The sequence below is a fragment of the Flavipsychrobacter stenotrophus genome, assembly GCF_002954265.1.
Taxonomy (GTDB): Bacteria; Bacteroidota; Bacteroidia; order Chitinophagales; family Chitinophagaceae; genus Flavipsychrobacter; species Flavipsychrobacter stenotrophus.
Window position 1 is genome coordinate 162,682 of record NZ_PPSL01000007.1, and the last position, 21,405, is coordinate 184,086.

Annotated in this window: 18 protein-coding genes; 12 read left to right on the plus strand and 6 right to left on the minus strand. The window is 43.7% G+C overall.

What is annotated here, in order from left to right:
- Positions 1 to 47: 47 nt before the first annotated feature.
- Positions 48 to 512 (plus strand): hypothetical protein, encoded by a 465-nt coding sequence (locus CJD36_RS20635; RefSeq protein WP_105041099.1) that lies wholly within the window; start codon positions 48 to 50, stop codon positions 510 to 512.
- Positions 513 to 555: 43 nt separating this feature from the next.
- On the opposite strand, the gene CJD36_RS20640 is transcribed toward CJD36_RS20635, so the two are convergent.
- Together CJD36_RS20640 and CJD36_RS20645 are read right to left on the minus strand one after the other, a co-directional pair.
- On the minus strand, positions 556 to 1,089 hold the full coding sequence (locus tag CJD36_RS20640; protein ID WP_105041100.1) for a hypothetical protein: 534 nt from the start codon (positions 1,087 to 1,089) through the stop codon (positions 556 to 558).
- Positions 1,090 to 1,103: 14 nt separating this feature from the next.
- Positions 1,104 to 1,700, minus strand: a complete 597-nt coding sequence (locus CJD36_RS20645) for a hypothetical protein (protein ID WP_105041101.1) — start codon at positions 1,698 to 1,700, stop codon at positions 1,104 to 1,106.
- A 179-nt stretch (positions 1,701 to 1,879) separates the two neighbouring features.
- Between CJD36_RS20645 and CJD36_RS20650 the strand changes: the two genes are divergently transcribed.
- Positions 1,880 to 3,421: a GH3 family domain-containing protein gene (locus CJD36_RS20650; RefSeq protein ID WP_105041102.1), complete on the plus strand. Its 1,542-nt coding sequence runs from the start codon at positions 1,880 to 1,882 to the stop codon at positions 3,419 to 3,421.
- A 57-nt stretch (positions 3,422 to 3,478) separates the two neighbouring features.
- Here the strand turns inward: CJD36_RS20650 and surE are convergent, their stop codons facing one another.
- Positions 3,479 to 4,267 (minus strand): 5'/3'-nucleotidase SurE, encoded by a 789-nt coding sequence (surE, locus tag CJD36_RS20655; RefSeq protein WP_105041103.1) that lies wholly within the window; start codon positions 4,265 to 4,267, stop codon positions 3,479 to 3,481.
- A gap of 232 nt (positions 4,268 to 4,499) precedes the next feature.
- Here surE and CJD36_RS20660 point away from each other — a divergent pair, with 232 nt between their 5' ends.
- From CJD36_RS20660 to ribH, 4 genes are all read left to right on the plus strand, one after another.
- Complete coding sequence (locus tag CJD36_RS20660) at positions 4,500 to 5,231, plus strand: type III pantothenate kinase (RefSeq protein WP_105041104.1); 732 nt, start codon at positions 4,500 to 4,502, stop codon at positions 5,229 to 5,231.
- A complete protein-coding gene (locus CJD36_RS20665) occupies positions 5,224 to 6,549 on the plus strand; it encodes a porin family protein (RefSeq protein WP_105041105.1) in 1,326 nt (441 codons plus the stop codon). Before CJD36_RS20660 ends, CJD36_RS20665 begins: the two co-directional genes overlap by 8 nt.
- Complete coding sequence (gene lptC / locus CJD36_RS20670; RefSeq protein WP_161499402.1) at positions 6,542 to 7,132, plus strand: LPS export ABC transporter periplasmic protein LptC; 591 nt, start codon at positions 6,542 to 6,544, stop codon at positions 7,130 to 7,132. The genes CJD36_RS20665 and lptC overlap by 8 nt, the downstream gene beginning before the upstream one ends.
- A 156-nt stretch (positions 7,133 to 7,288) precedes the next feature.
- On the plus strand, positions 7,289 to 7,783 hold the full coding sequence (gene ribH, locus CJD36_RS20675; RefSeq protein ID WP_105041107.1) for a 6,7-dimethyl-8-ribityllumazine synthase: 495 nt from the start codon (positions 7,289 to 7,291) through the stop codon (positions 7,781 to 7,783).
- Positions 7,784 to 7,889: 106 nt separating this feature from the next.
- On the opposite strand, the gene CJD36_RS20680 is transcribed toward ribH, so the two are convergent.
- Positions 7,890 to 8,504 (minus strand): hypothetical protein, encoded by a 615-nt coding sequence (locus tag CJD36_RS20680; protein ID WP_105041108.1) that lies wholly within the window; start codon positions 8,502 to 8,504, stop codon positions 7,890 to 7,892.
- A 187-nt stretch (positions 8,505 to 8,691) separates the two neighbouring features.
- On the opposite strand from CJD36_RS20680, the gene aspS reads away from it, so the two are divergent.
- Together aspS and CJD36_RS20690 are read left to right on the plus strand one after the other, a co-directional pair.
- On the plus strand, positions 8,692 to 10,461 hold the full coding sequence (gene aspS / locus CJD36_RS20685; RefSeq protein WP_105041109.1) for an aspartate--tRNA ligase: 1,770 nt from the start codon (positions 8,692 to 8,694) through the stop codon (positions 10,459 to 10,461).
- A gap of 111 nt (positions 10,462 to 10,572) precedes the next feature.
- On the plus strand, positions 10,573 to 11,010 hold the full coding sequence (locus tag CJD36_RS20690) for an RDD family protein (RefSeq protein WP_105041110.1): 438 nt from the start codon (positions 10,573 to 10,575) through the stop codon (positions 11,008 to 11,010).
- Positions 11,011 to 11,205: 195 nt separating this feature from the next.
- Here CJD36_RS20690 and CJD36_RS20695 read toward each other — a convergent pair whose 3' ends face one another.
- Entirely contained in the window at positions 11,206 to 13,566 is a 2,361-nt protein-coding gene (locus CJD36_RS20695) for a DUF5686 family protein (RefSeq protein ID WP_161499403.1), read from the minus strand.
- Positions 13,567 to 13,786: 220 nt separating this feature from the next.
- Here CJD36_RS20695 and CJD36_RS20700 point away from each other — a divergent pair, with 220 nt between their 5' ends.
- From CJD36_RS20700 to CJD36_RS20715, 4 genes are all read left to right on the plus strand, one after another.
- Positions 13,787 to 14,329, plus strand: a complete 543-nt coding sequence (locus CJD36_RS20700; RefSeq protein ID WP_105041112.1) for a DUF6252 family protein — start codon at positions 13,787 to 13,789, stop codon at positions 14,327 to 14,329.
- 134 nt (positions 14,330 to 14,463) lie between these two features.
- Positions 14,464 to 16,188: an APC family permease gene (locus tag CJD36_RS20705; protein ID WP_105041113.1), complete on the plus strand. Its 1,725-nt coding sequence runs from the start codon at positions 14,464 to 14,466 to the stop codon at positions 16,186 to 16,188.
- Positions 16,189 to 16,254: 66 nt separating this feature from the next.
- Positions 16,255 to 17,025 (plus strand): AMP nucleosidase, encoded by a 771-nt coding sequence (locus tag CJD36_RS20710; RefSeq protein WP_105041114.1) that lies wholly within the window; start codon positions 16,255 to 16,257, stop codon positions 17,023 to 17,025.
- Positions 17,025 to 18,713, plus strand: a complete 1,689-nt coding sequence (locus CJD36_RS20715) for an ABC transporter ATP-binding protein (RefSeq protein WP_105041115.1) — start codon at positions 17,025 to 17,027, stop codon at positions 18,711 to 18,713. Before CJD36_RS20710 ends, CJD36_RS20715 begins: the two co-directional genes overlap by 1 nt.
- A gap of 161 nt (positions 18,714 to 18,874) precedes the next feature.
- Here CJD36_RS20715 and CJD36_RS20720 read toward each other — a convergent pair whose 3' ends face one another.
- Positions 18,875 to 21,370 (minus strand): NHL domain-containing protein, encoded by a 2,496-nt coding sequence (locus CJD36_RS20720; RefSeq protein ID WP_105041116.1) that lies wholly within the window; start codon positions 21,368 to 21,370, stop codon positions 18,875 to 18,877.
- Positions 21,371 to 21,405: the final 35 nt, after the last annotated feature.

Here is a 21,405-nt window from a genome sequence, read left to right on the forward strand (position 1 = left end):
GTTACCTTTCATATAAATTAGTTCTTAACCGTTTAAAAGCAAAGCGTATGTTTTTTACACGTTCCTTTTCCTACCAATCTTCACTTACAAGAGAAGACCTTAAACGTCGCCTTATCGGCAAACATGTTAAGATCCACAACCTGGACTTCGAGGTAATGGAAGACGAAGAAGCACTAAGCATCATTCCTCATGCCGAACAGGAAGAATCCATTAAAACGCTGCCAATTACATGGGTTCGGTTCAATGAGAATGGCGGCAAAACTAATGTTATGATCAAGTCAGAAATGCGCAAATTTGATCAGGGCGTGCCGCAGTTGGTAATGATTGCCTGCGCTATTATTTTTATTGTAACCGGAGTATTGTACTACGCCAATGAGATGCTGTTTACCTACATCCTTGGCGGGCTGGGCCTGGCTATCTTCATCACCTTCTGGGTGCGTATGCAGAATGGCTACTTCGACTATGTGCGCAAAGTACGTACTTATGTAAAAAGCAAGGAAGCTATGGCATAAAAAATACCCTCCATCCTTATAAAAATATTACCCTGGTGCGGCATCATTGTATATACTGCATCAGGGTATCCATCGAAACGCCACCAGAGTACGTTTTGATCAGTCTTCTATCGCTGTTATAAATATTGATCTGGGGTAATGTCTGGTATAGAAAAGTATTCTTTATAAAGCCCCCGCTATCCACTCCCACCTTTATAACTTCCGGATGCTCGTTTAAGCGAAAAGACCTGATAAAATTGGGCAGGTATATGCCCATCTCCGGCACTACCATCATCACCAGTTTAGATTGCTTAAATACACCTATATTCTTCACCAGCAGTTCCGCCTGATCTTCACAATGACCACATTGCGGATTGAATAGCATCACCAGCAGGTTGGCGCCATTATCTACACTCTTATGGGTAAGCACCTTTGCATTACTATCAACAGACACCACACGCATTAAGGGCATAGGTGAGCCTACATGCTCATAGTCTACTACACGCGCAGCTGTATTGTTAGGCACACTACCCTTCTGTTGCGCATGCGTATAGTACTGGCACAAAACAAGAGCTATAGCCAGTAATTTACGATGCATGCGAGGGTTATTGATTATTGTATGAACTGTGCAAGGGTATCCATAGATACATTACCCGTGTACGTCTTCAGCAGCTTGCGGTCGGCACTATAGATATTGATCTGCGGCAAGGCCTGGTAAAGGAATGTGTTTTTAATAAAGTCTGCGCTATCCACACCCAAGGTAATAACATCGGGATATTGGGCAATGTGGTGATTGGTAGCAAACGCCGGCAGGTAACTCTTCATTCCCAGATTGGCCATAAGCACCAGCTTAGATTTTTTGAACAGTGCAATCTCCTTAATAAATCGGTCCGTCTGGTCTTCGCAATGACCGCAGGTAGGATTGAACATCATAACGATAAGGTTTGCCTTATTGTCAAAATGTTGTTCGGTGTACATTTTAGTGTTGTAGGGAGACAACGTAAAGTCATCCTGCTTCTTATGTTTTCTTCCTTTTGTCTTTACAGCAGTAGCCGTATCATTTGTGAGTAACAGCATAGCAGGCATAGGAGCGCCCATAGCTTCGTAATTGATCTGCTCAACCGGTATACGTGCCGGGCTTTCTTTCTGCTGTCCGTAGGCTGCTGCCTGACAAAATAAAAATGCTGCTATAAGGGTATTGCGTAACATGGCAGCAATTTAGGAAAATAGTATAAGATATTGGAAATCTGCCTGCTGAATTAACAATATTGGAACAGTCGCAAGTGGGGGAATCATATGCGTATCAACAATATTAAATCGTTATAACAATATTAACATAGTAATTTATACTTTTGCGGTTTCACTTTTCAAGTACAATTACAGCATCAATGGCAATATTAGGTAATCTGATAGCTCGCTCATTACAACTACGTAAAAAGTTCAATCTGCCGGTAGCTAGTCCTGAAACCTACCAAAAATATACCTTACGCCAACTCCTGGACAGGGGACAATATACATTATTCGGCAAGCACTATGGCTTTGGCAGCATGCTGAGCAAGGAAATAGACCTGGCTACCAAATTCAGAACTACAGTGCCTGTGCATACCTATGACGATATGTACAACCAATGGTGGCATCTATGCCAGGAGGGAAAGGAAAATGTGTGCTGGCCGGGTAAGGTCAAATACTTCGCATTAAGTTCAGGCACATCAGAATCTGCAAGCAAGCATATACCTGTTACGCAGGATATGATCAAATCTATAAAGAAAGTTGGTTTCAAGCAGTTGTATAGCATGGCCAACTATAAGATACCACCGGTGGCCTTTGAAAAAGGGATACTGATGCTGGGCGGTACTACCTCATTATTTGAAAAAGGCGAATACTACGAAGGGGATATGAGCGGCATAAGTGCCAAGAATATGCCTAAATGGATGAGCAGCCTGCTGTACAAGCCGGGACAAAAGATATCAAAGCGCACCAAATGGGAAGACCGCATACGCCTGATAGTGCTTAATGCAAAGAACTGGGATGTGGGTATTGTATGTGGTGTACCTGCATGGGTGCAGATAGTGCTGGAGCGTGTTATCAAGCATCATGGAGTAAAAGATATTCATGAGATATGGCCTAACCTGAGCGTATATATACACGGTGGCGTGGCTATGGATCCTTATCGTGAGAGCTTTAAAAGGATACTGGGCAAGAAGATGACCTATATAGAAACCTATATGGCATCTGAAGGTTCATTTGGATTCCAGGCAAGGCCGGGCGGTGGTATAAAGCTGGTACTGAATGCGGGTATCTTCTTTGAGTTCATCCCTTTTACCAGCGATCATTTTGATGAAGATGGCAACATAAAGCCCAACCCTAAAACCTTTATGGTGCACGAGGTGAAGCAGGATGTGGAATATGCGGTCTTATTAAGTACCTGCTCAGGCGCATGGCGCTACCTGATAGGTGATGTAATAAAGTTCACCGATGCTAAGGAATATGAGATAGCCATTGTAGGCCGCACCAAGCAGTTCCTCAGCATGTGTGGCGAGCACCTTTCTGTAGACAATATGAACAGGGCTATAGAAACCGTATCTACTCACCTGGGCATTACTATCCGCGAGTTTACTGTTGCGGGTTTCCCCGAAGACAACCGTTTCGCGCATAAGTGGTACCTGGGTTGTGATGATGCCAATGCTAATCCTGAGCAGATAAAGACACTAATAGACGAAGCACTCTGCAAGCTGAACGATGACTACGAAGTAGAGCGCACATCGGCGCTGAAGGAGATATACGTGGAGATACTCCCGAGCAAAACCTTCATCGACTATCTCCGCTTTAAGGGCAAGTATGGTGCAATGAATAAGTTCCCAAGGGTATTGAAAGGTAAACAGCTGGACGACTGGACAGCTTACCTGGAGAAGAGTAAGGTGATTGGGTAAGAAGATAAAAGATCTAGAAATTAGATATGGCACACATTTAAAGTGTGCCATATCTGTTTATATCCCTAAACCATTATCTTTCCACTTGCCTTCCAGCATTGTCTTAGTAGCGTAGTCGGTGAAGTCAATTTTTATGGGCACTACTGATGCATATCCGCGTTCTAGTGCTGCTACATCCGTGTCTGTACCGGTGTCCATATTCAGGAAACTGCCTACCATCCAGTAGTAGTCTTTGCCGCGCGGGTCTATGCGATGGTCAAAGTCTTCTTCCCATTTGGCTTTTGCCTGGCGGCATATCTTCATGCCTTTATAATCGGCAGCGGCTACTACGGGTATATTTACATTGAGTAGTGTATGCTCAGGCATAGGCTCCGCCAGCATTCGTTTTACTATGTCGCGCACCACTGTTTTTGCCAGTGTAAAATCTGCATCAAATTTGAAATCGCAAAGAGAAAAACCTATTGAAGGAATACCTTCTATGGCAGCCTCCATGGCGGCACTCATGGTACCGGAGTAAATTACATTGATCGAATTATTAGCTCCATGATTGATACCACTCAGGCAAAGGTCGGCCTTGGTGTGGAGTATCTTGTCTTTGGCAAGTTTCACACAATCTGCAGGAGTGCCACTGCACTGCCACGATTCTACCCCATCAAACACTTCCACTTTATGTAGTCTCAACGGGCTACCTATGGTTATGGCATGCCCCATACCGCTCTGCGGACTATCGGGCGCTACAACTATCACCTGTCCAAGGTCTTTAACCGCTTCTACCAGCGCGCGTATGCCGGGCGCGGTAATACCATCATCATTAGATATAAGAATTACGGGTTTTCTATCTGTCATAGCACGAAGGTAAGAATGCTACGCGAGAGCGGGAAAGAGTGTAGAAAGCGGTTTTATGTATTTGTATCTGAATAAGATTTGACAACTTTTTAGAAAGTTGTCAAATCTGTCAATGAGCACAGATTACTATATAAGAATTCATTAGCATCCAACACCCTACAATTAAAAAACACCCATATCTACAATAAAATACGAAAAATTACTACTTTGCGGGTGCTCAAAAACAATAGCCATGTCCGTAAATCTCTGCATTGATTGGGGTAACACCAATATCAAGGCCGCAATATTTGAAAACAATTCGATCAGCAAAACATTTGTTTTGACTCATGCCAAGGCAATTGAGGAAATATCTTCGATAATAGATACGCACAAACCTGAGCGGGCTATTGTCAGCTCTGTAACGGGCGAAAGTGCTGAATTTGAGCAGGTACTGGCTTCAAAGATCAAGTCATTCATCAAACTGGATGGTTTTACACGTACCCCTATCAATAATGCCTATGGTACACCCGAAACACTGGGGCCCGACAGGCTAGCTATGGTAGTAGGTGCCAATGCTGCATTCCCGGACAAGAGCAACCTAGTTATTTGCCTGGGCACCTGCATTACTTACAACATGGTATTAAAGACCCGCACTTTCCGCGGTGGCTCTATATCTCCGGGTATGCAAATGAGGCTGCATGCTATGCACCAATTCACCAATAAGCTGCCTGAAGTGAGTATAGACGGCGATGTTGTACTTATGGGCTATGATACAGAGTCGGGCATACGCAGCGGTGCTATATATGGCGTGGCGTGCGAAATAGATGGTATGATAGCCGCATATGAGAAGACCATTACTGATTTTAACGTCATATTAACTGGGGGGGATGCTCCTTTCTTTGTTGACAAATTTAAAAGTCAGATATTTGCTGACCCTGATATCTTGCTGAAAGGGCTAAATGTAATTTTAAACTATAATGTATAAATTCTCCGCTAAGTGCTTCGTCGCATTTCTGTTTGTAGTACTGAGTAATGCGTCATTTGCTCAAACAAGCACTTACAGCAATCCAAATTCGCAAAGAGAGAATAACCCTTATTCCAAATACGGCATTGGTGAGTTGTGGAATGGTAACCCGGACGTACTTAAGGGTATGGGTAACATTACATCGTCTTACCAGGATGCATATGTTGTTAACCCGGATAATCCGGCATCATATTCATGCCTTGCACTAACTACTTTTCAAGGTGGTGGACTTGCCAGCATACGCACTATTACCAATGCAGCAGGAGCATCTTATACTACAGGTACAGCTTCATTAGGCTATCTTAATCTGGGTATCCCTATAAATCAGCGCGGAGGTTTTTCTTTAGGCTTGCGCCCATTCTCCCGCACTTACTACGCTTTGCTTGACACCTCAAAAACTGCAATGGGTACTTCTATCCGTTCTTATGCAGGTGATGGTGGATTGTCTTATGCATATCTTGGCGGATCTTACAGGATCAAAGGGTTGAGCGTTGGTTTCAACCTGGGCTACCTGTTTGGCAACTACCGCAATTTCACTTCTGTATCGTCTGACTCACCTAGTGTAAGCCATGCATACGAAGCGCAGTTTGCGAGATACACACGCCTTGGCGGCCTGTATTGGAAAGGTGGTTTTATCTACGAACACATGGTAGGTCATGACACTGACCTACATTTCAGGATAGGTGGTACATTATCATTGGGACAAAACCTTAATGAACGCGTAAGCAACTACCAGGTGAGCATCTACAACTTCGGCGATACACTGGTGAATGACACATCTAAATCGGTGGTAGAACAAAAAGGCAAATTGAAATTACCGGTGTCTTACAGCATAGGTGTTACTTTAGCACGCTTTGAAAAGTGGAGTGTAGGTGTCGACTACTCTATGAGCGACTGGAGCAAATACAGCAGTTCACCTGATAGCACCTTTAATCTGGGTGTTGGCAAGTCGGCATACAAATTATCTGTAGGTGGAGAATACACTCCTAATATGAATGACATGCGTAACTACTTTTCAAGAGTTACTTATCGCGCAGGTTTTTATTACGGACAGGATTACATCAACCTGAGCAACACAGCATTACCGGTATACGGCTTCACCCTTGGTGGTAGCTTCCCTTATAAAAGGAATACCCGCAGCCATTCAAGGTTGCATACTTCTATAGATGTTGGTCGCATAGGTACACATACCAACAACCTGCTGCAACAGACCTATGTAAGATTCGGACTCGGACTGACATTTAATGAAAAGTGGTTCATTCCAAGAAGATATGATTAATCCATTTTACAGATCGATATTTACAACAATTACCCGGATCATTATTCCGGGTGTTTTGTTTTGTAGCGTTGCCGCCTGTAAGAATGACCCCAAAGAGATACAATCACTGACAGGCAAAAGGAATAATCATGAGGACAGGGCCGAAGATATAACCGGTATCTACAGTAAGAACAGCAAGGTGAAAGCCCGCCTGTTTGCCCATGAATACATAAAAAACGATGCTGCACGCCCGGCGTATACCGACCTGAACACCAAAATAAAAGTAGAGTTTTATAGCGATAGCGGTGTGCTGAACAATACCATTACTGCAGATTCTTGCCGTGGGTATGACCAAACCGGAAACATACTGATGTGGGGCCATGTGCAGATAGTAACTTCTAAGGGTGAGCAGTTGAATACCGAAGAGTTGGTATGGAGCAACGAAACAGCTAAAATATTTACCGAGAAACCAGTGACGATAATGACCGGTGGCGATGTACTGCATGGCAATGGCCTTGAAGCCAACCAGGACTTTACCTGGTATCAGATCACCAATCCAAAGGGATCGGTGTCTGTGAAGAAGGGGGAAATGCCAACGGACTAGTTGGAGAGCGGTGAGTTGGAGGTACATCAAAACGAATACGTCCCGATACTAGATTGCTTCGTTCCTCGCAATGACCCGTTTGTTCTAACCTCAAATAGAACACTTCTCAGAACGAACCCTTTATTTTTTTACTTTTGATTTTTAATTTTAGATACAATGTCTCAACATAATAGCGGATTACTGGATACACACCACCTGGAGAATATGGCTGGCCCAAGGGCAGCAGTAGTCTACACAGAATGGAATGATAAGATAATCCGTGAATTGCTCAATGGCTTTGAAGGCGAGTTCCACAAGTACGATGGTGATATCATAGAGAAGGTGGCAGTACCGGGTTGCTTTGAACTGCCATTTGCTATAAAGCAGCTGTGGGAGCATTACCTGAAACAAGAACACAAACCTGAAGTAATTGTGGCCTTTGGCGCAGTTATACGAGGCGGTACACCGCACTTTGAATATGTAAGCCAGGCCGTAACAGATGGTATACTTCAACTAAACCTAATGCTACCTGTTCCTGTAATATTCGGTGTACTGACGCTCGATAATGAAGATCAGGCCTGGGAACGCCTTGGCGGCACTCATGGCCATAAAGGTGAAGAAGCGGCAATAACGGCTTTGAAGATGATACGGATAGGGAGGTCAAGAATTTGACAATGAGACAATTCGGCAATTTGACAATGTAGAAATGCAAGATTTAGTTTCCAAAGATGTGAGAATTTTTAAAAAGTTACCAAATCTGATCAGTACATTTTGCTTCTTATTTTTTTAGCATCATATCCGCCTGTTTTATGGCTTCATTCTGCTGCTGAAGATAGTGCTCGATAGGCATTATTGAGGGCAGGTCTTCTGTTTGATATTTATGGATAACGGCGAGGGTCTTTACAATTTTCAATGCAACATGGAGGTCTTTCAGGCTTGTCGATTTGGCATCAATAATGTTAAGTAATGCGTCGTGTTTTGCCGTGATAGCATTATAATCTGACACGCTCGACACGATCATATCTTTTACTTTCTTCCGAAGTACGGAATCGATGATCTGACCTGCATGTGAATTGGCAGCCGCGTAGTAGGTAGAATTCTTCTCCGCATAATTATTAAAAGCCGCGGCAGAATCTGTTCTCCCTTCATTCAACATCTGAATGTTTCCTTCAAGCTTTTTTAGCTGTGGGTTTTTCTCTACCATTTCGCTATAAAGCTCATCTACTAAATCAGAAGAACTACGTTTGGAAAATCGGGTATAAGACGGCTCATCGTTCTTTAGTACCTTGGGCGTGTGGGTTGGCGTCTCTGCTTTTGGTTTTGGTAATCGGTCACCACAAGACGATGCAGAAAGCAATAAAACAACTGCGCAGACACTAAGCAATTTATTCATGATGATATGTGTTTTATGTTTGAAAATAAATCTACATATCTACCTACTAATTATCAGTTGCGGTGAAGCAAACATTTGTTAAATCGCTAATCAGGGGTAACCCAATACATTAAACAGCTTTATTTCCCACCATCCCTCCTCCCCTCATTTAATTATTTTATCTTGCAGTGTTTTTCAAACCAATAATATGTATCGTACCAAAAACTGCGGAGAACTGCGCATGCAGCACGCAGGTGAACAAGTAACCCTGGCCGGCTGGGTGCAGACCGTTCGTAAATTCGGAAGTATCACCTTTACCGACCTCAGAGACCGTTATGGAATTACCCAGCTCTTATTTAACGAAGCTCTGAATGCAGAGCTGGACAAAACTCCTCTGGGCCGTGAATTTGTGCTGCAGGTAACCGGCAAGGTCATAGAACGCAGTAGCAAGAATAGCAAGATACCAACAGGTGATATAGAAGTAGAAGTTACGCAATTCACCATACTGAATGCCAGTGATGTACCGCCATTTACAATTGAAGAAAATACAGACGGTGGAGATGAACTACGCATGAAATATCGCTACCTCGATCTGCGCCGCCCTACTCTGCGCCGTAATCTGGAACTGAGATACAAGGTAAACCGCAGTGTGCGCAACTACCTCGATACACTTGGTTTCTGGGATATAGAAACACCTTTCCTTATTAAGTCTACCCCCGAGGGTGCGCGCGATTTCGTAGTGCCATCGAGAATGAACCAGGGTGAGTTTTATGCACTGCCACAGAGTCCGCAGACCTTTAAGCAATTGCTGATGGTGAGCGGCTATGACAGGTATTACCAGATAGTAAAATGTTTCCGCGATGAGGATCTGCGTGCAGACCGCCAGCCGGAGTTCACACAGGTAGACTGCGAAATGAGTTTTGTAGAGCAGGAAGATATCCTAAACACTTTTGAAGGCTTGTTCAAGCATGTATTCAAAGATGTAAAGGGTGTGGAGATCACTGAAGCATTCCCAAGAATGACCTTTGATGATGCTATGTGGCACTATGGTAATGACAAGCCCGACATAAGGTTTGAAATGAAGATTCAGAACCTGAAGGCAACCGGCAATGTACATTGTGCCACGCTGAATGGCGTTGACTTCAAGGTGTTCAATGAAGCAGAAACAATACTGGCCATAGCAGTACCGGGCACAAGCGATTATACACGCAAGCAGATAGATGAGCTTACGGAGTGGGTAAAGCGCCCGCAGATAGGCATGACCGGCGTGATCAACATCAAGTGCAATGCTGATGGTACACTCAAGAGCAGCGTTGACAAGTTCTTTAACGAAGCGCAACTGAAAGAAGTAGCTACCTTCTGCGGTGCTAATGCAGGCGATATGATACTGGTATTAGCAGGTGCTGAAACCCGTACCCGTAAGGCTATGAGCGAGCTGCGTCTGGAAATGGGTAACCGCCTGGGCCTTCGCGATCATGACGTTTACAAGCCACTGTGGGTTATAGACTTCCCGCTGTTTGAGCTAGACGAAGAGAACAACCGCTGGGTAGCAAGACATCATCCGTTCACCTCTCCTAAGCCGGAGCATATTGAATTGATGAAAGATCTGAGCCGTTATGCAGAGATCAAAGCAAACGCTTATGATATAGTATTGAACGGCACCGAAATAGGTGGTGGTTCTATCCGTATCCATCAGCGCGACCTGCAGGAAAAAATGTTTGCTGCATTGGGTATGAGCAAAGAAGAAGCACAGGAGAAATTCGGCTTCTTGCTGGGCGCTTTCGAATACGGCGCACCTCCACATGGCGGTATCGCATTTGGATTCGACAGACTATGCGCATTGCTTGGTGGACAGGAAACCATCCGCGACTTTATCGCCTTCCCTAAGAATAATTCTGGCCGCGATGTGATGCTGGATGCACCATCGGCTATTGATGATAGCCAATTGAAAGAGTTGGGATTGGAAGTGAAGGCGTAGATAGTACATAGTACAGAATAACATTTCTTAAGCCTGCCGAGATTCTTTGAAATTTCAGCAGGCTTTTGATTTTCGTTCATCTTATTTTACATTTATAAGAAAAACACAACTATGGAAATAATTGAAGAATCTATTTTCCCCGAATACGAGGTGGTATATGCGGGATTTTGGAGACGTTTTGGCGGTGCATTTATAGATGGATTGGTATTGATTATACCTAACATGGTGATCTCTTTTAGCATTGGAGCAATAACCACAGGGTGGATGGCGAAGATACTTGCCCTGATAGTGCAATGTATTGTAGGTTGGTTATATAGTGCATATATGGAATCAGGCCAGAATCAGGCAACAATAGGCAAACAGGCTGTAGGTTTAATTGTAACCGATCTCCGCGGCGACAGGCTTACTTTCTCCGCAGCATCTATCCGTTATTGGGCTAAGCTTATATCCGGCCTGATAATATTTATTGGCTACTTTATGATGCTTTGGGACGATAAAAAACAAACCTTCCACGATAAAATGGCCGATGCACTAGTTGTAAAGAAATAGACAGGTTAAAAAACATAAAACGACAACGGCACCATGTGGGTGCCGTTGTCGTTTTATAAGCCCAGATATCAAAATATTTGGGGCTCTATTGTCATTACGCAGTGACCGACTTTGCGTTCTTTTACCAAAATAGCCTTTGTGGCATTTCTTTGACCCGGAGTTTATCCCGCAAAATTGCGGACGTGAACCTCTTTGTCAGAACTGCACATCAAATCCCAACACAATCTTTCCATTTTTATTCAAATCCGTTACTGGTGTAAAGTGATAGAAGTAGCCTGCGTTAAAAGAGAAATAGTATAGATTCAGGTACTTTAGTTTTACCAGGTTGTTCAACAATATTCCGGCTTCATGGTAGGCATTATCCGGCACGCCAAATGCTACGAATTTTTGTGTCTCTCGGTGTTGTAGTGTACCGTATAGCATGTTGTATTGCAACGCTATGTATGGTGCCGAACTAAACGATGAACCCGGTACAGTAAACTTATACAGTTTACTATCAAAGTCATGTCGCCAGATCACATTTACAAACTGGTCGGTATAGTAGTCATAAGGATACATGGTGAGCATCCCGCCAAAAGAGTAAACCGACAATCCTCCATTTTGGTCATACCGATAGCCATTGCCTGCAAACAGTTTTCCGAGTGGCAATTGATCATTACTAAACAACTTACCGGCGCTCACCAGGAAGCGTTCATTGCCTATTCTGTTTAAGTGCTTCTGCCAGCTTATGGCAGCCGCTATTTGGGTATACGGTATATCCGTGCCCACCCCTTGCAAATTACCTGCAGTGATCTTTCCATACACTATCGGGTACTTGCTACCCAGTGTGTAATATCTGCCAAAGAACGGAGCTGTACGTTCGGCAAATGCATACCTGAAACTAAGGGACAGTTCATTGGCTTTAAAGGCTGTATAGTCTACCCCATTGTGCTCGAATGCGTAGGCATATTTGGGCACAATATCCTGCTGCCTGCCGGTAAGCTCCAGGCTCCAGTAGCCCAGCTTTTTCTTTATACCAAGGCTATATGTTTTTATCTGGTCTACCCTGTTCAGCAGATAGGCGTTTAGGTAATTCTGGTCCAGGTCGGGGTGAATATGTACCCTACCCGGATCATTGATCTCATCGGTATAAGATGCCTTGAAAACAAATTCCTGCGCTTTGTCGGCATATAGTTCTGTAAACACTCCGTACTTCCAGTGTGCATCGCGTGTTCCATATCCTGCCCATCCACCAACCGATAACCACTTTATTACTTTTTCATTGGTCTGCAGTCCGAGTCCCAATCTGTAATCCTCGTAATAATTCGACTGGAAGATACGCAACAGGTTCACATCAAATTTCCCTATGCTCACCTTACCCTCCGGTAACCGAGATAAGTAGCTCATAAATCTGTCGAAATGTTTGGCGTCGCCGAAACTATCTACCATCTGGTACGTGCGGGCTTCTTTGCTATCCAATACCTCCGGCCGCATAGCTTTCCACACAGTGTCTTGCAGTTGGTCCGCATCATCCATCATCTTGACCGTGTGGCGCTTATCGAAGCGGAAATTATCATCCTCTTTAAAACGCACAGAATCTATACGTGAATTACCCTTCAGGTGGTAGGTCATAGACGACTTCTTCGTCTTCTGTGTCCACTCAATAATATAGTTCAATCGGGATGGGAACCAATGTTTCGCTCCATCGGCCATAACCTGCTCGTACTGCTGCTCTATACGTACTACCCTTTTAAGGATGGTATCGGCTGCACTGCCTATAAAATGCGATATAGCATAGCCATCAGAGTTGATATACAGCGTACCCTTAAGTTCATTCAGTACTTTAGCTCTAGGCTTGAAACTAAGCACCCACGTGGTGTCATTCCCCTGACTGATCTCATCCACGATGTCAAACTTATAATATTGGTCATACCCCTTGCTTAGCGGATTATGATAATCCTTTCCGTTCAGTTGAATATAATCGCTATAGGCGTGAAATGGCAAAACATCAGTTATAAGACCCGTAAACAGAGATTTCTTCAGCCCCGAAAATCTGGATCCAATTACTTCCTCTTGCAGCTGCTGCGGCTGTTTCCAGGTGCGGATACTGTAGGTCTCAGACATCAGCAGATGCTGTGTGGCCAGTATATCCCGCATTTCTTTGGCATCCTTTCCTGTGTCGTTCAATACAGAATCGGGCAGCGAAATATCTGCGAGCATTTTATAGTAGACCTTACAGCGGTACCAGTCGTATTTGTCAGGATTATTGCTGCTTTTATTGGCTATGGCTGCGTTGAGTATTCGCCTTATCTTATCAAATGGTGGTTTGATCACCACTTCCGTTAGCCCGTTGGCGGTTCTTTGCAAGTAAACCTTATTGCTTGTAAAAGGGATAGTAACCTTTAATGGTTGATAACCAAGGCATGAGATCTCTACCCATTTAATACCTGCATCCGGCTCATTTACAACAAACACGCCATCAAGATCGGCAATAGTTCCACGGTCGGCTATGCTGAACCTTACAGTGGCAAAAGGCACGGGCTGCTTGCTCTCGGCATCATATACTTTTGCAGACATGACCTGCTGTCCGTATGTGAATGGGAAAGAAAATGTAAACACTAAGAATAACAAAGAAAAAATCCTGAACATGACGTATTTCTGATCAAAAAGCGTTCCGTAATTTAATATTTTGTTTTATCATTGTGTATAAAAAAGCGATTAGATGCTCAATCTCTTATATTGCAGTATTTAACTTATCAATTTATTGAGTATCTTTAGCGGGCTAAAATAAAAAAGTATGAAAAAGGTTCTATTCTCTATCATCGCTGTATTGGCTGCATGCACATTTTTTGCATGTAGTAATGGCGACTATAATGCCAATCCTCTGTCGGCAGCAAATGGAAGTGTGAATCCATTTGATCAACTGGATTCCGCAGGCTTTAACTGGTCGGGTACAGATGCCATAAGCGCTAATGTAAATGGCAATTACTTTAATGTAGACTCAACAAAGACAGGCTTCTTTTTGGGTAGTGGTGGCACCAATATCATTACAGGATACATCAGCCCGGGTCGTGGCTTTCGTTTTGAGCTCAACGACGTTTACGCAACTAATATTTATCCACTTGGGCTGAACAACGTTTATAGGTATATGATGTACAGTGATAGTATTGGTAGCAGCGCAATCACTTATTATAGCAACCTGGGCAACGTAGGCCAGGTACAGATATTAAGGAACGATCCGCTTAGGATCATTGGCAAGTTCCATTTCCAGGCGTTGAATATGGCAAATGGCACTGTTATAAATGTATCTAATGGCTGGTTCAATATAAAAAAGCCATAGTCATCCACATATTATTTAGAAAAGCCCTGCCTACAGCAGGGCTTTTTAGATTATAAAAGGGTCTTCATGTTGAAATTGTTATCACATGAACTACCATCAAAACCCATAGAATTAATCATTACTTTTGAAAATCAATGAGTTTATTTCGTAAAAAGTCAGTTGAAGTAATCATACGAGAGGCCGCCGAAGGCCTTGGTGACGGCCATGGATCGGGTGAGATGAAACGTATTCTCACCACCCGCGACCTTACCTTTATGGGTATCGCTGCAATAGTGGGTGCAGGTATTTTCTCTACCATTGGCGGTGCCAGCTTTGCGGGTGGCCCGGGTATCATCCTGCTGTTTCTCTTTGTATCTGTAGCCTGCGGATTTTCAGCATTATGTTATGCGGAGTTTGCCAGCATGGTACCGGTATCGGGTAGTGCATATACTTATTCCTACGTAGCATTCGGCGAGATCATAGCCTGGATAATAGGCTGGGATCTGCTGATGGAATATGCCATCGGCAATATTGCGGTAGCCATATCCTGGAGCGACTATTTTACTTCACTCGTCAATCACATAAAAATTGGTGGATATCAGCTGCACATACCAGAGTATCTGTGTATGGATTATTGGTCGGCAAAGGCACATCAACTAACCAGTGAAGAGGCAGGACTAGCCTGGAAAAATGCACCCTCAATTGGCAAGTTCAAGCTGATCTGTGATCTGCCGGCATTCCTCATAACTATAGTTATCACGCGTATCATATACATAGGCATAAAAGAGTCTAAACGATCTACCAATGCTATGGTAATCCTCAAACTAGGCATTATTGTATTGGTAATGGTTGCAGGTGCGTTTTATGTTGATACTAATAACTGGACGCCATTCCTGCCACATGGCATAAAGGGTGTATTAAGCGGCACCGCCGCCGTGTTCTTCTCTTACATAGGTTTTGATGCCATTTCCACCACTGCCGAAGAATGTAAGAACCCTCAGCGCGATCTGCCCCGGGCCATGTTCTACTCGCTTATCATCTGTACTGTTGTATTTGTAGCCATAGCCTTGGTGCTAACAGGAATGGTCAGCTACAAAAACCTTAATGTAGGTGACCCACTGGCATTTGTATTTGGTAATATACACACTAAGTTTGCGCACATGTTGGCCATCATTATTTCGGTTGGTGCAGTAATAGCTACGGCAAGTGTATTATTGGTATTCCAACTGGGCCAACCCCGCATATGGATGAGCATGAGCCGCGATGGCTTGCTACCACCTGTATTTGCAAAAATGCACCCGAAGTACCGGACACCGTCCTTTTCCACTATCCTTACAGGTGTGGTTGTAGGTGTACCGGCACTGTTCCTTAACCTTGATGAAGTAGTAAATCTTACCAGTGTTGGTACTTTGTTTGCCTTTGTACTGGTATGCGGTGGAATAGTGAAGTTCCATAATGACAAGAACCGCCCTGACTCAAAATTCAAGACACCTTACGTAAGTGGTAAATGGATAGTACCCGGCTTGTTCCTTACTGCCGTATGGTTGCTTTGGACTTTCAATCATGAATCTCTGATCAACTTCTTTTCAGCGCATGATAAGATAGGCCCTGTTGTCCGTATCAATTTAGTTGAAAAAGTACCTTACATTGGGTTCGGCATATTATTCTTTATGACTGCTGTGCTATCTTTCTTCAAAAAGTACTCGTTGATACCAATACTAGGCTTCTTGTGCTGCACCTACCTGCTCAGCGAATCGGGGACAACTAACTGGCAAAGATTTATACTGTGGTTATTTATTGGGTTAGGTATTTATTTCCTTTACGGACATAAGCATAGTAAGTTAGGTATTAAACTAAGATTGAAAAATGAGCAGCTATAAAAATAACAACCCTGAATAAGTGACATTGCTATATAGCCAATACAAACAAAAAAAACATCAAATAATATGAAAACAAAACAGGAAATAGTAGCAAACTGGCTACCCCGCTATACAGGACAAAAACTGGAAGACTTTGGCAAATACATACTCTTATGCAACTTCAGCAATTACGTATCCATATTTGCAGAAATGCACAATGTGCCCATTGTGGGTCTCGATAAGCCCATGCAATGCGCAACCGCAGGTGATATAACCATCATCAACTTCGGTATGGGCAGCCCTACTGCGGCAACCATGATGGATCTGCTGTCCGCAATAGATCCTAAAGCAGCTCTATTCCTGGGCAAGTGTGGCGGATTGAAGAAGAAGAATAATGTGGGAGATCTTATCTTGCCTATAGCCGCTATACGCGGCGATGGTACAAGTAATGACTACTTCCCTCCGGAAGTGCCTGCACTCCCCTCTTTCGCACTACAAAAGGCAATATCAACAACTATACGTGATTATAATCTTGACTACTGGACAGGCACTGTTTACACTACCAACAGGCGCGTATGGGAGCATGATGAAGAGTTTAAAGACTACCTGAGAAAGGTAAGAGCTATGGCCATTGATATGGAAACAGCTACCATCTTCTCTACAGGTTTCTATAATGAGATACCTACAGGAGCCTTACTACTGGTATCAGACCAGCCAATGGTTCCGGACGGAGTAAAAACTGCAGAGAAAGATTCATTGGTTACCAAAAACTACGTTGATTCGCATATCCGCATTGGTATCGATTCGCTTAAACAGTTGATCAATGGCGGTCTTACAGTAAAGCACATGAAGTTTTAATGAGTGAAGACAATACCATACTTCAGGTAAACGGGCTGCATATCTCCTTTGGCGGTATGCAGCCTTTTACTGCGGTAAATAACTTATCGTTCTCTGTAGCCAAAGGAAAAACATTGGCCATAGTGGGTGAAAGTGGTTCGGGCAAATCATTAACAGCTCTTGCACTGATGGGGCTGCAACCTAAGACCGCTACCCTAGCGGGCCACTTGCAATTGCATATAGACGATCGATCCACAGTCAACCTATCGCAACTCAGCCATAATAAACAAAGCCCCTCTCCACGCGGTCAACACATCAGCATGGTTTTTCAGGAACCAATGAGTGCGCTGAACCCGGTGATGAAAGTAGGTAAACAACTACGAGAAGCCATAACCACGCACCAACACCTCAATAATACAGAAGCAAAAAAACTGGCTATTGAATGGCTGGCTAAAGTGCAATTACCCGGCCCTGCAAAAATATACGATCGCTACCCTCACCAATTGTCAGGCGGACAGAAACAGCGCATAATGATCGCCATTGCTATGTGCAATCATCCTGAATTGTTGATAGCCGACGAACCCACCACAGCCCTTGATGTTACTGTGCAGCAGGAGATTATGCACCTGATGCACTACCTGCAACAGGAACACCAGTCGGCAATGATATTCATTACGCACGATTTGGCTTTAGCCGCTAATATTGCCGATGATGTGCTAGTGATGTATAAAGGAGAAGCAATGGAATATGGTCGGGCAAAAGAGGTGCTGACCAATCCCCAACACGCATATACCCAGGCATTACTAGCGTGTCGACCATCACCCGATCATAAAGGACAGATATTACCCATTATATCCGACTTCCTCGATCCTTCAAAAACCCAGGTTGGAAAAGAAATACCTGAACCTCATAACCAATCAACTATCACCACAGAAAAAATACTGCAAGTCAATAACCTCAAAATTTGGTTTCCCGAGCAGACCACATTGCTTGGTAAAGCAACCCACCATTTTAAGGCAGTAGATGATGTATACTTTTCGATCAACAGAGGTGAGACACTAGGGCTAGTTGGAGAAAGCGGCTGCGGTAAAAGCACACTCAGCAAGGCTTTGATTGGACTATTGCCGGTAAAGAGTGGTAACATATTATATAACGACCTAGACCTTGCAAACATATCCTTGCAGCAATGGAAGGAAGTTCGCACCAGCATACAAATGATTTTCCAGGATCCTTACTCATCTCTCAATCCACGCATGACCATTGGTGATACCATTAAAGAACCTTTGGCCATTCACAATATAGTTACCAAAAGAGACCTGGATAAAGAAGTACTGCGCCTGCTGGATATTGTGCAACTACCGGTTACTGCCTTCCACAAATATCCGCATGAGTTTTCAGGGGGGCAGAGACAACGCATTGGCATAGCACGTGCATTATCCGTAAAGCCACAACTCCTTATCTGCGATGAAAGTGTTTCTGCCCTCGATGTGAGCATACAGGCACAGATACTTAACCTGCTGAAACAACTCCAGAGAGATTTCGCCCTTACCTACCTCTTCATCTCCCACGATCTGAGTGTGGTGCATTACATAAGCGACAGAGTAATGGTAATGCAGGCAGGAAAAATAGTGGAGACTGGTGACGCCGTGCAAGTACTTAAACACCCCATCAACGACTATACTAAACGGTTGATTGCGGCAATGCCGTAAAATGTAAAATCTGCATGTAGTGACACCGTAAATTCATCTGTATAGAAATCAACCCAGTCAGCGAATACCATTGCTAACACACAACAAAAACCTCCACCAAATAAAAAAAGCAGTAACCGATCTGCATCAATTAGCGCCTTCAACTATGATTTCTAAATTTATTATTGCACAACAACCATTTTTACCGTTTGTACAGAAACGCCATCAAATGCCGATAAGAAATAGATTCCCGGTGCAACATCCATGTGTATATCCAGTGGTTTATTAGCGGTCATTTCGTAGTTAGCTATCTTACGCCCCGTCATATCTGAGACCACGATCTTTGCATCATTCCTTCCAGCATAATTAACTGTGAATGAGCCATTATTAGGGTTTGGAGATATAGATAGCTGGGTATTGTCAGCTCCAATATTATTTACAGCAAGTTTTGCACATTCTTCTGGTGTAAGAACAGTAACTAAGTGCATCACTGGACCTGCATTACAAATGTTTGGCACAGAATACCTGATTGTATCTACACCAGCCGCAATACCCAGTACTACTCCTGTAGCAGATACCGTAGCCAGGGTATTGTTCGCGCTACTCCATATGCCACCAGTTATATAGTCGGTTAACGAAATAGAACTACCAATACATACCACATCAGGTCCAACGATAACACCTCCTGTGTTTGAAAAGACATTGACATGAAATGGAATAGTATCTGAACCGCTTCCGTCAGACACTACGATTGTAAATGTATCAGTGCCATAATACAAACCCGTTGGTGTATAGGTAACTCCTATCGGAGTGAAAACGCCGCCAGTGGAAATAACAGAAGTAGGAAAACCTGCCAATGTACCGTGATTTGGAGCAACTAACACAGAGTAGGTTTCTGTCTGCCCCAAATCAATATCACTGGCGTCAAGGAATCCGAAGTGATTCATTGACGAGTTTTCACACACATTCAGATAACCTGATCCATCTGCTGTGAATATTGGTGGATGATTGGGAGCAGGAGAACATGCAGCAATACTACGAACAGTCATAATGTGACTGGCAACAGCAGTGGTACATGAATTACTGATGGTATAATTTATTGAAACAGTTCCCGGAGCATTTCCTATTACCAGTCCAGCAGTCGTAACTGAAGCAATTGCAACATTGGTACTGCTCCATGCACCAGCGGGTATTGTTGCAAACAATACTACAGTATCACCCGGACAAAGAGAATCCGGACCGGTTATCGAACCTGCTGTCACAGGCAGTACATCTACATGAAATGCAAGGGTATCATACAAAGCACCATCAGAAACGATGATCGTGAACGTATCAATTCCCGCATATCCCGTTGTTGGCGAATAGGTAATTCCAAATGGAACAAGTGAACCGCCTGTGGAAGGCATGCTTGCAGGAAAACCAGCTAAAGTACCGTGTATGGGGCCACTGATCACACTGAACGTCTCAGTTTGACCTGCATCAATATCAGTTATATCAAGAGCAGGTACGGAAATTACCAGGGAGTTTTCACATACGGTGAATGATGTGGAGTTGCCTACATTAAATACCGGAGGATGATTAATAGCAATAATACCAGAACTAACAACTCTGACTCTTTGATTCTCGAAATCTGAAATATAAAAATTAGAAGTTGCGTCATAGCATACGTCTACGGCGCCATTGATCTTTGCACTTGTCGCCGGGCCACCGTCTCCACTATAACCTGCAACACCATTTCCTGCAACAGTATTAATGGTACCTGCGCTGTTGATTAACCTGATCCTGTTATGGAGGTTATCTCCTATCAATATTTCACCTGCAGCATTTACAGCCACACCACCAGGGTAATATAAAGAAGCTGCTGTTGCAGGGCCACCATCACCGCTAAATGTGCTTGATCCGTTACCGGCAATAGTATTGATGATTCCAGTAGTTACATCCAGCTTCCTGATGCGGAAATTACCATTGTCAGTTATCAATAGATTGCCAGCATTATCTAAAGCAAGAAAGTTTGGATAGCTAAAACTGGCCGCCGTAGCCGGCCCACCGTCTCCGCCAAACGCCACCGAACCTGTTCCTGCCACAGTGGTAATGATACCTGTTGTTGCTATCTTACGAATCTTGTGACTGTATTGAACGCTTATGTAAATATTACCAGCAGCATCCCTTGCAATACCGGCAGGATTAGATAAAGTAGCGGCCGTAGCAGGGCCACCGTCTCCAGTTGCGCCTGTAGAACCGTTACCTGCTATAGTAGAAAGAATCCCGGAAGTGTTGATCATGCGTACACGTTGTGCTGCACATTCAGTAAAATAGACATTTCCCGTATTATCTACTACCACGTCGAAAGGATTATATACAGAAGATGTCGCAGCAACAGCCCCATCAGCCGAGGATGCGCCAACTCCGTTACCGGCGATATTAGTGATGATACCTGACGGTGTTATTTTCCTGATACAGTTGTTCCCATAATCACAAACGTAAACATTGCCAGCGGCATCTATAGTATTACCGTGAGGGTGATTCAATTGGGCAGCAGTGGCTAACCCGCCGTCACCTGTATGCCCTGCCACACCTGTTCCGGCGTATGTATTGATCGTCTGCGCGTTTAGCGATTGTCCCCTACCGAAGATCAATAAACTGAACAATCCCAATGCAGCTACACTTATTTTTTTCATAATAAATAGTTTATATAGTTAACCGAGTCAAAAGT

What these genes read in the sequence shown, in the direction of transcription:
- CJD36_RS20700 (WP_105041112.1), top strand. Translation starts at nt 13,787, where the DNA reads ATGAAAAAGGTTCTATTCTCTATCATCGCTGTATTGGCTGCATGCACA.
- CJD36_RS20710 (WP_105041114.1), top strand. Translation starts at nt 16,255, where the DNA reads ATGAAAACAAAACAGGAAATAGTAGCAAACTGGCTACCCCGCTATACA.
- CJD36_RS20690 (WP_105041110.1), top strand. Translation starts at nt 10,573, where the DNA reads ATGGAAATAATTGAAGAATCTATTTTCCCCGAATACGAGGTGGTATAT.
- CJD36_RS20680 (WP_105041108.1), bottom strand. Translation starts at nt 8,504, where the DNA reads ATGAATAAATTGCTTAGTGTCTGCGCAGTTGTTTTATTGCTTTCTGCA.
- aspS (WP_105041109.1), top strand. Translation starts at nt 8,692, where the DNA reads ATGTATCGTACCAAAAACTGCGGAGAACTGCGCATGCAGCACGCAGGT.
- CJD36_RS20665 (WP_105041105.1), top strand. Translation starts at nt 5,224, where the DNA reads ATGTATAAATTCTCCGCTAAGTGCTTCGTCGCATTTCTGTTTGTAGTA.
- surE (WP_105041103.1), bottom strand. Translation starts at nt 4,267, where the DNA reads ATGACAGATAGAAAACCCGTAATTCTTATATCTAATGATGATGGTATT.
- CJD36_RS20715 (WP_105041115.1), top strand. Translation starts at nt 17,025, where the DNA reads ATGAGTGAAGACAATACCATACTTCAGGTAAACGGGCTGCATATCTCC.
- CJD36_RS20650 (WP_105041102.1), top strand. Translation starts at nt 1,880, where the DNA reads ATGGCAATATTAGGTAATCTGATAGCTCGCTCATTACAACTACGTAAA.
- ribH (WP_105041107.1), top strand. Translation starts at nt 7,289, where the DNA reads ATGTCTCAACATAATAGCGGATTACTGGATACACACCACCTGGAGAAT.
- CJD36_RS20695 (WP_161499403.1), bottom strand. Translation starts at nt 13,566, where the DNA reads ATGTCTGCAAAAGTATATGATGCCGAGAGCAAGCAGCCCGTGCCTTTT.
- CJD36_RS20705 (WP_105041113.1), top strand. Translation starts at nt 14,464, where the DNA reads ATGAGTTTATTTCGTAAAAAGTCAGTTGAAGTAATCATACGAGAGGCC.
- CJD36_RS20645 (WP_105041101.1), bottom strand. Translation starts at nt 1,700, where the DNA reads ATGTTACGCAATACCCTTATAGCAGCATTTTTATTTTGTCAGGCAGCA.
- CJD36_RS20720 (WP_105041116.1), bottom strand. Translation starts at nt 21,370, where the DNA reads ATGAAAAAAATAAGTGTAGCTGCATTGGGATTGTTCAGTTTATTGATC.
- CJD36_RS20660 (WP_105041104.1), top strand. Translation starts at nt 4,500, where the DNA reads ATGTCCGTAAATCTCTGCATTGATTGGGGTAACACCAATATCAAGGCC.
- lptC (WP_161499402.1), top strand. Translation starts at nt 6,542, where the DNA reads ATGATTAATCCATTTTACAGATCGATATTTACAACAATTACCCGGATC.
- CJD36_RS20635 (WP_105041099.1), top strand. Translation starts at nt 48, where the DNA reads ATGTTTTTTACACGTTCCTTTTCCTACCAATCTTCACTTACAAGAGAA.
- CJD36_RS20640 (WP_105041100.1), bottom strand. Translation starts at nt 1,089, where the DNA reads ATGCATCGTAAATTACTGGCTATAGCTCTTGTTTTGTGCCAGTACTAT.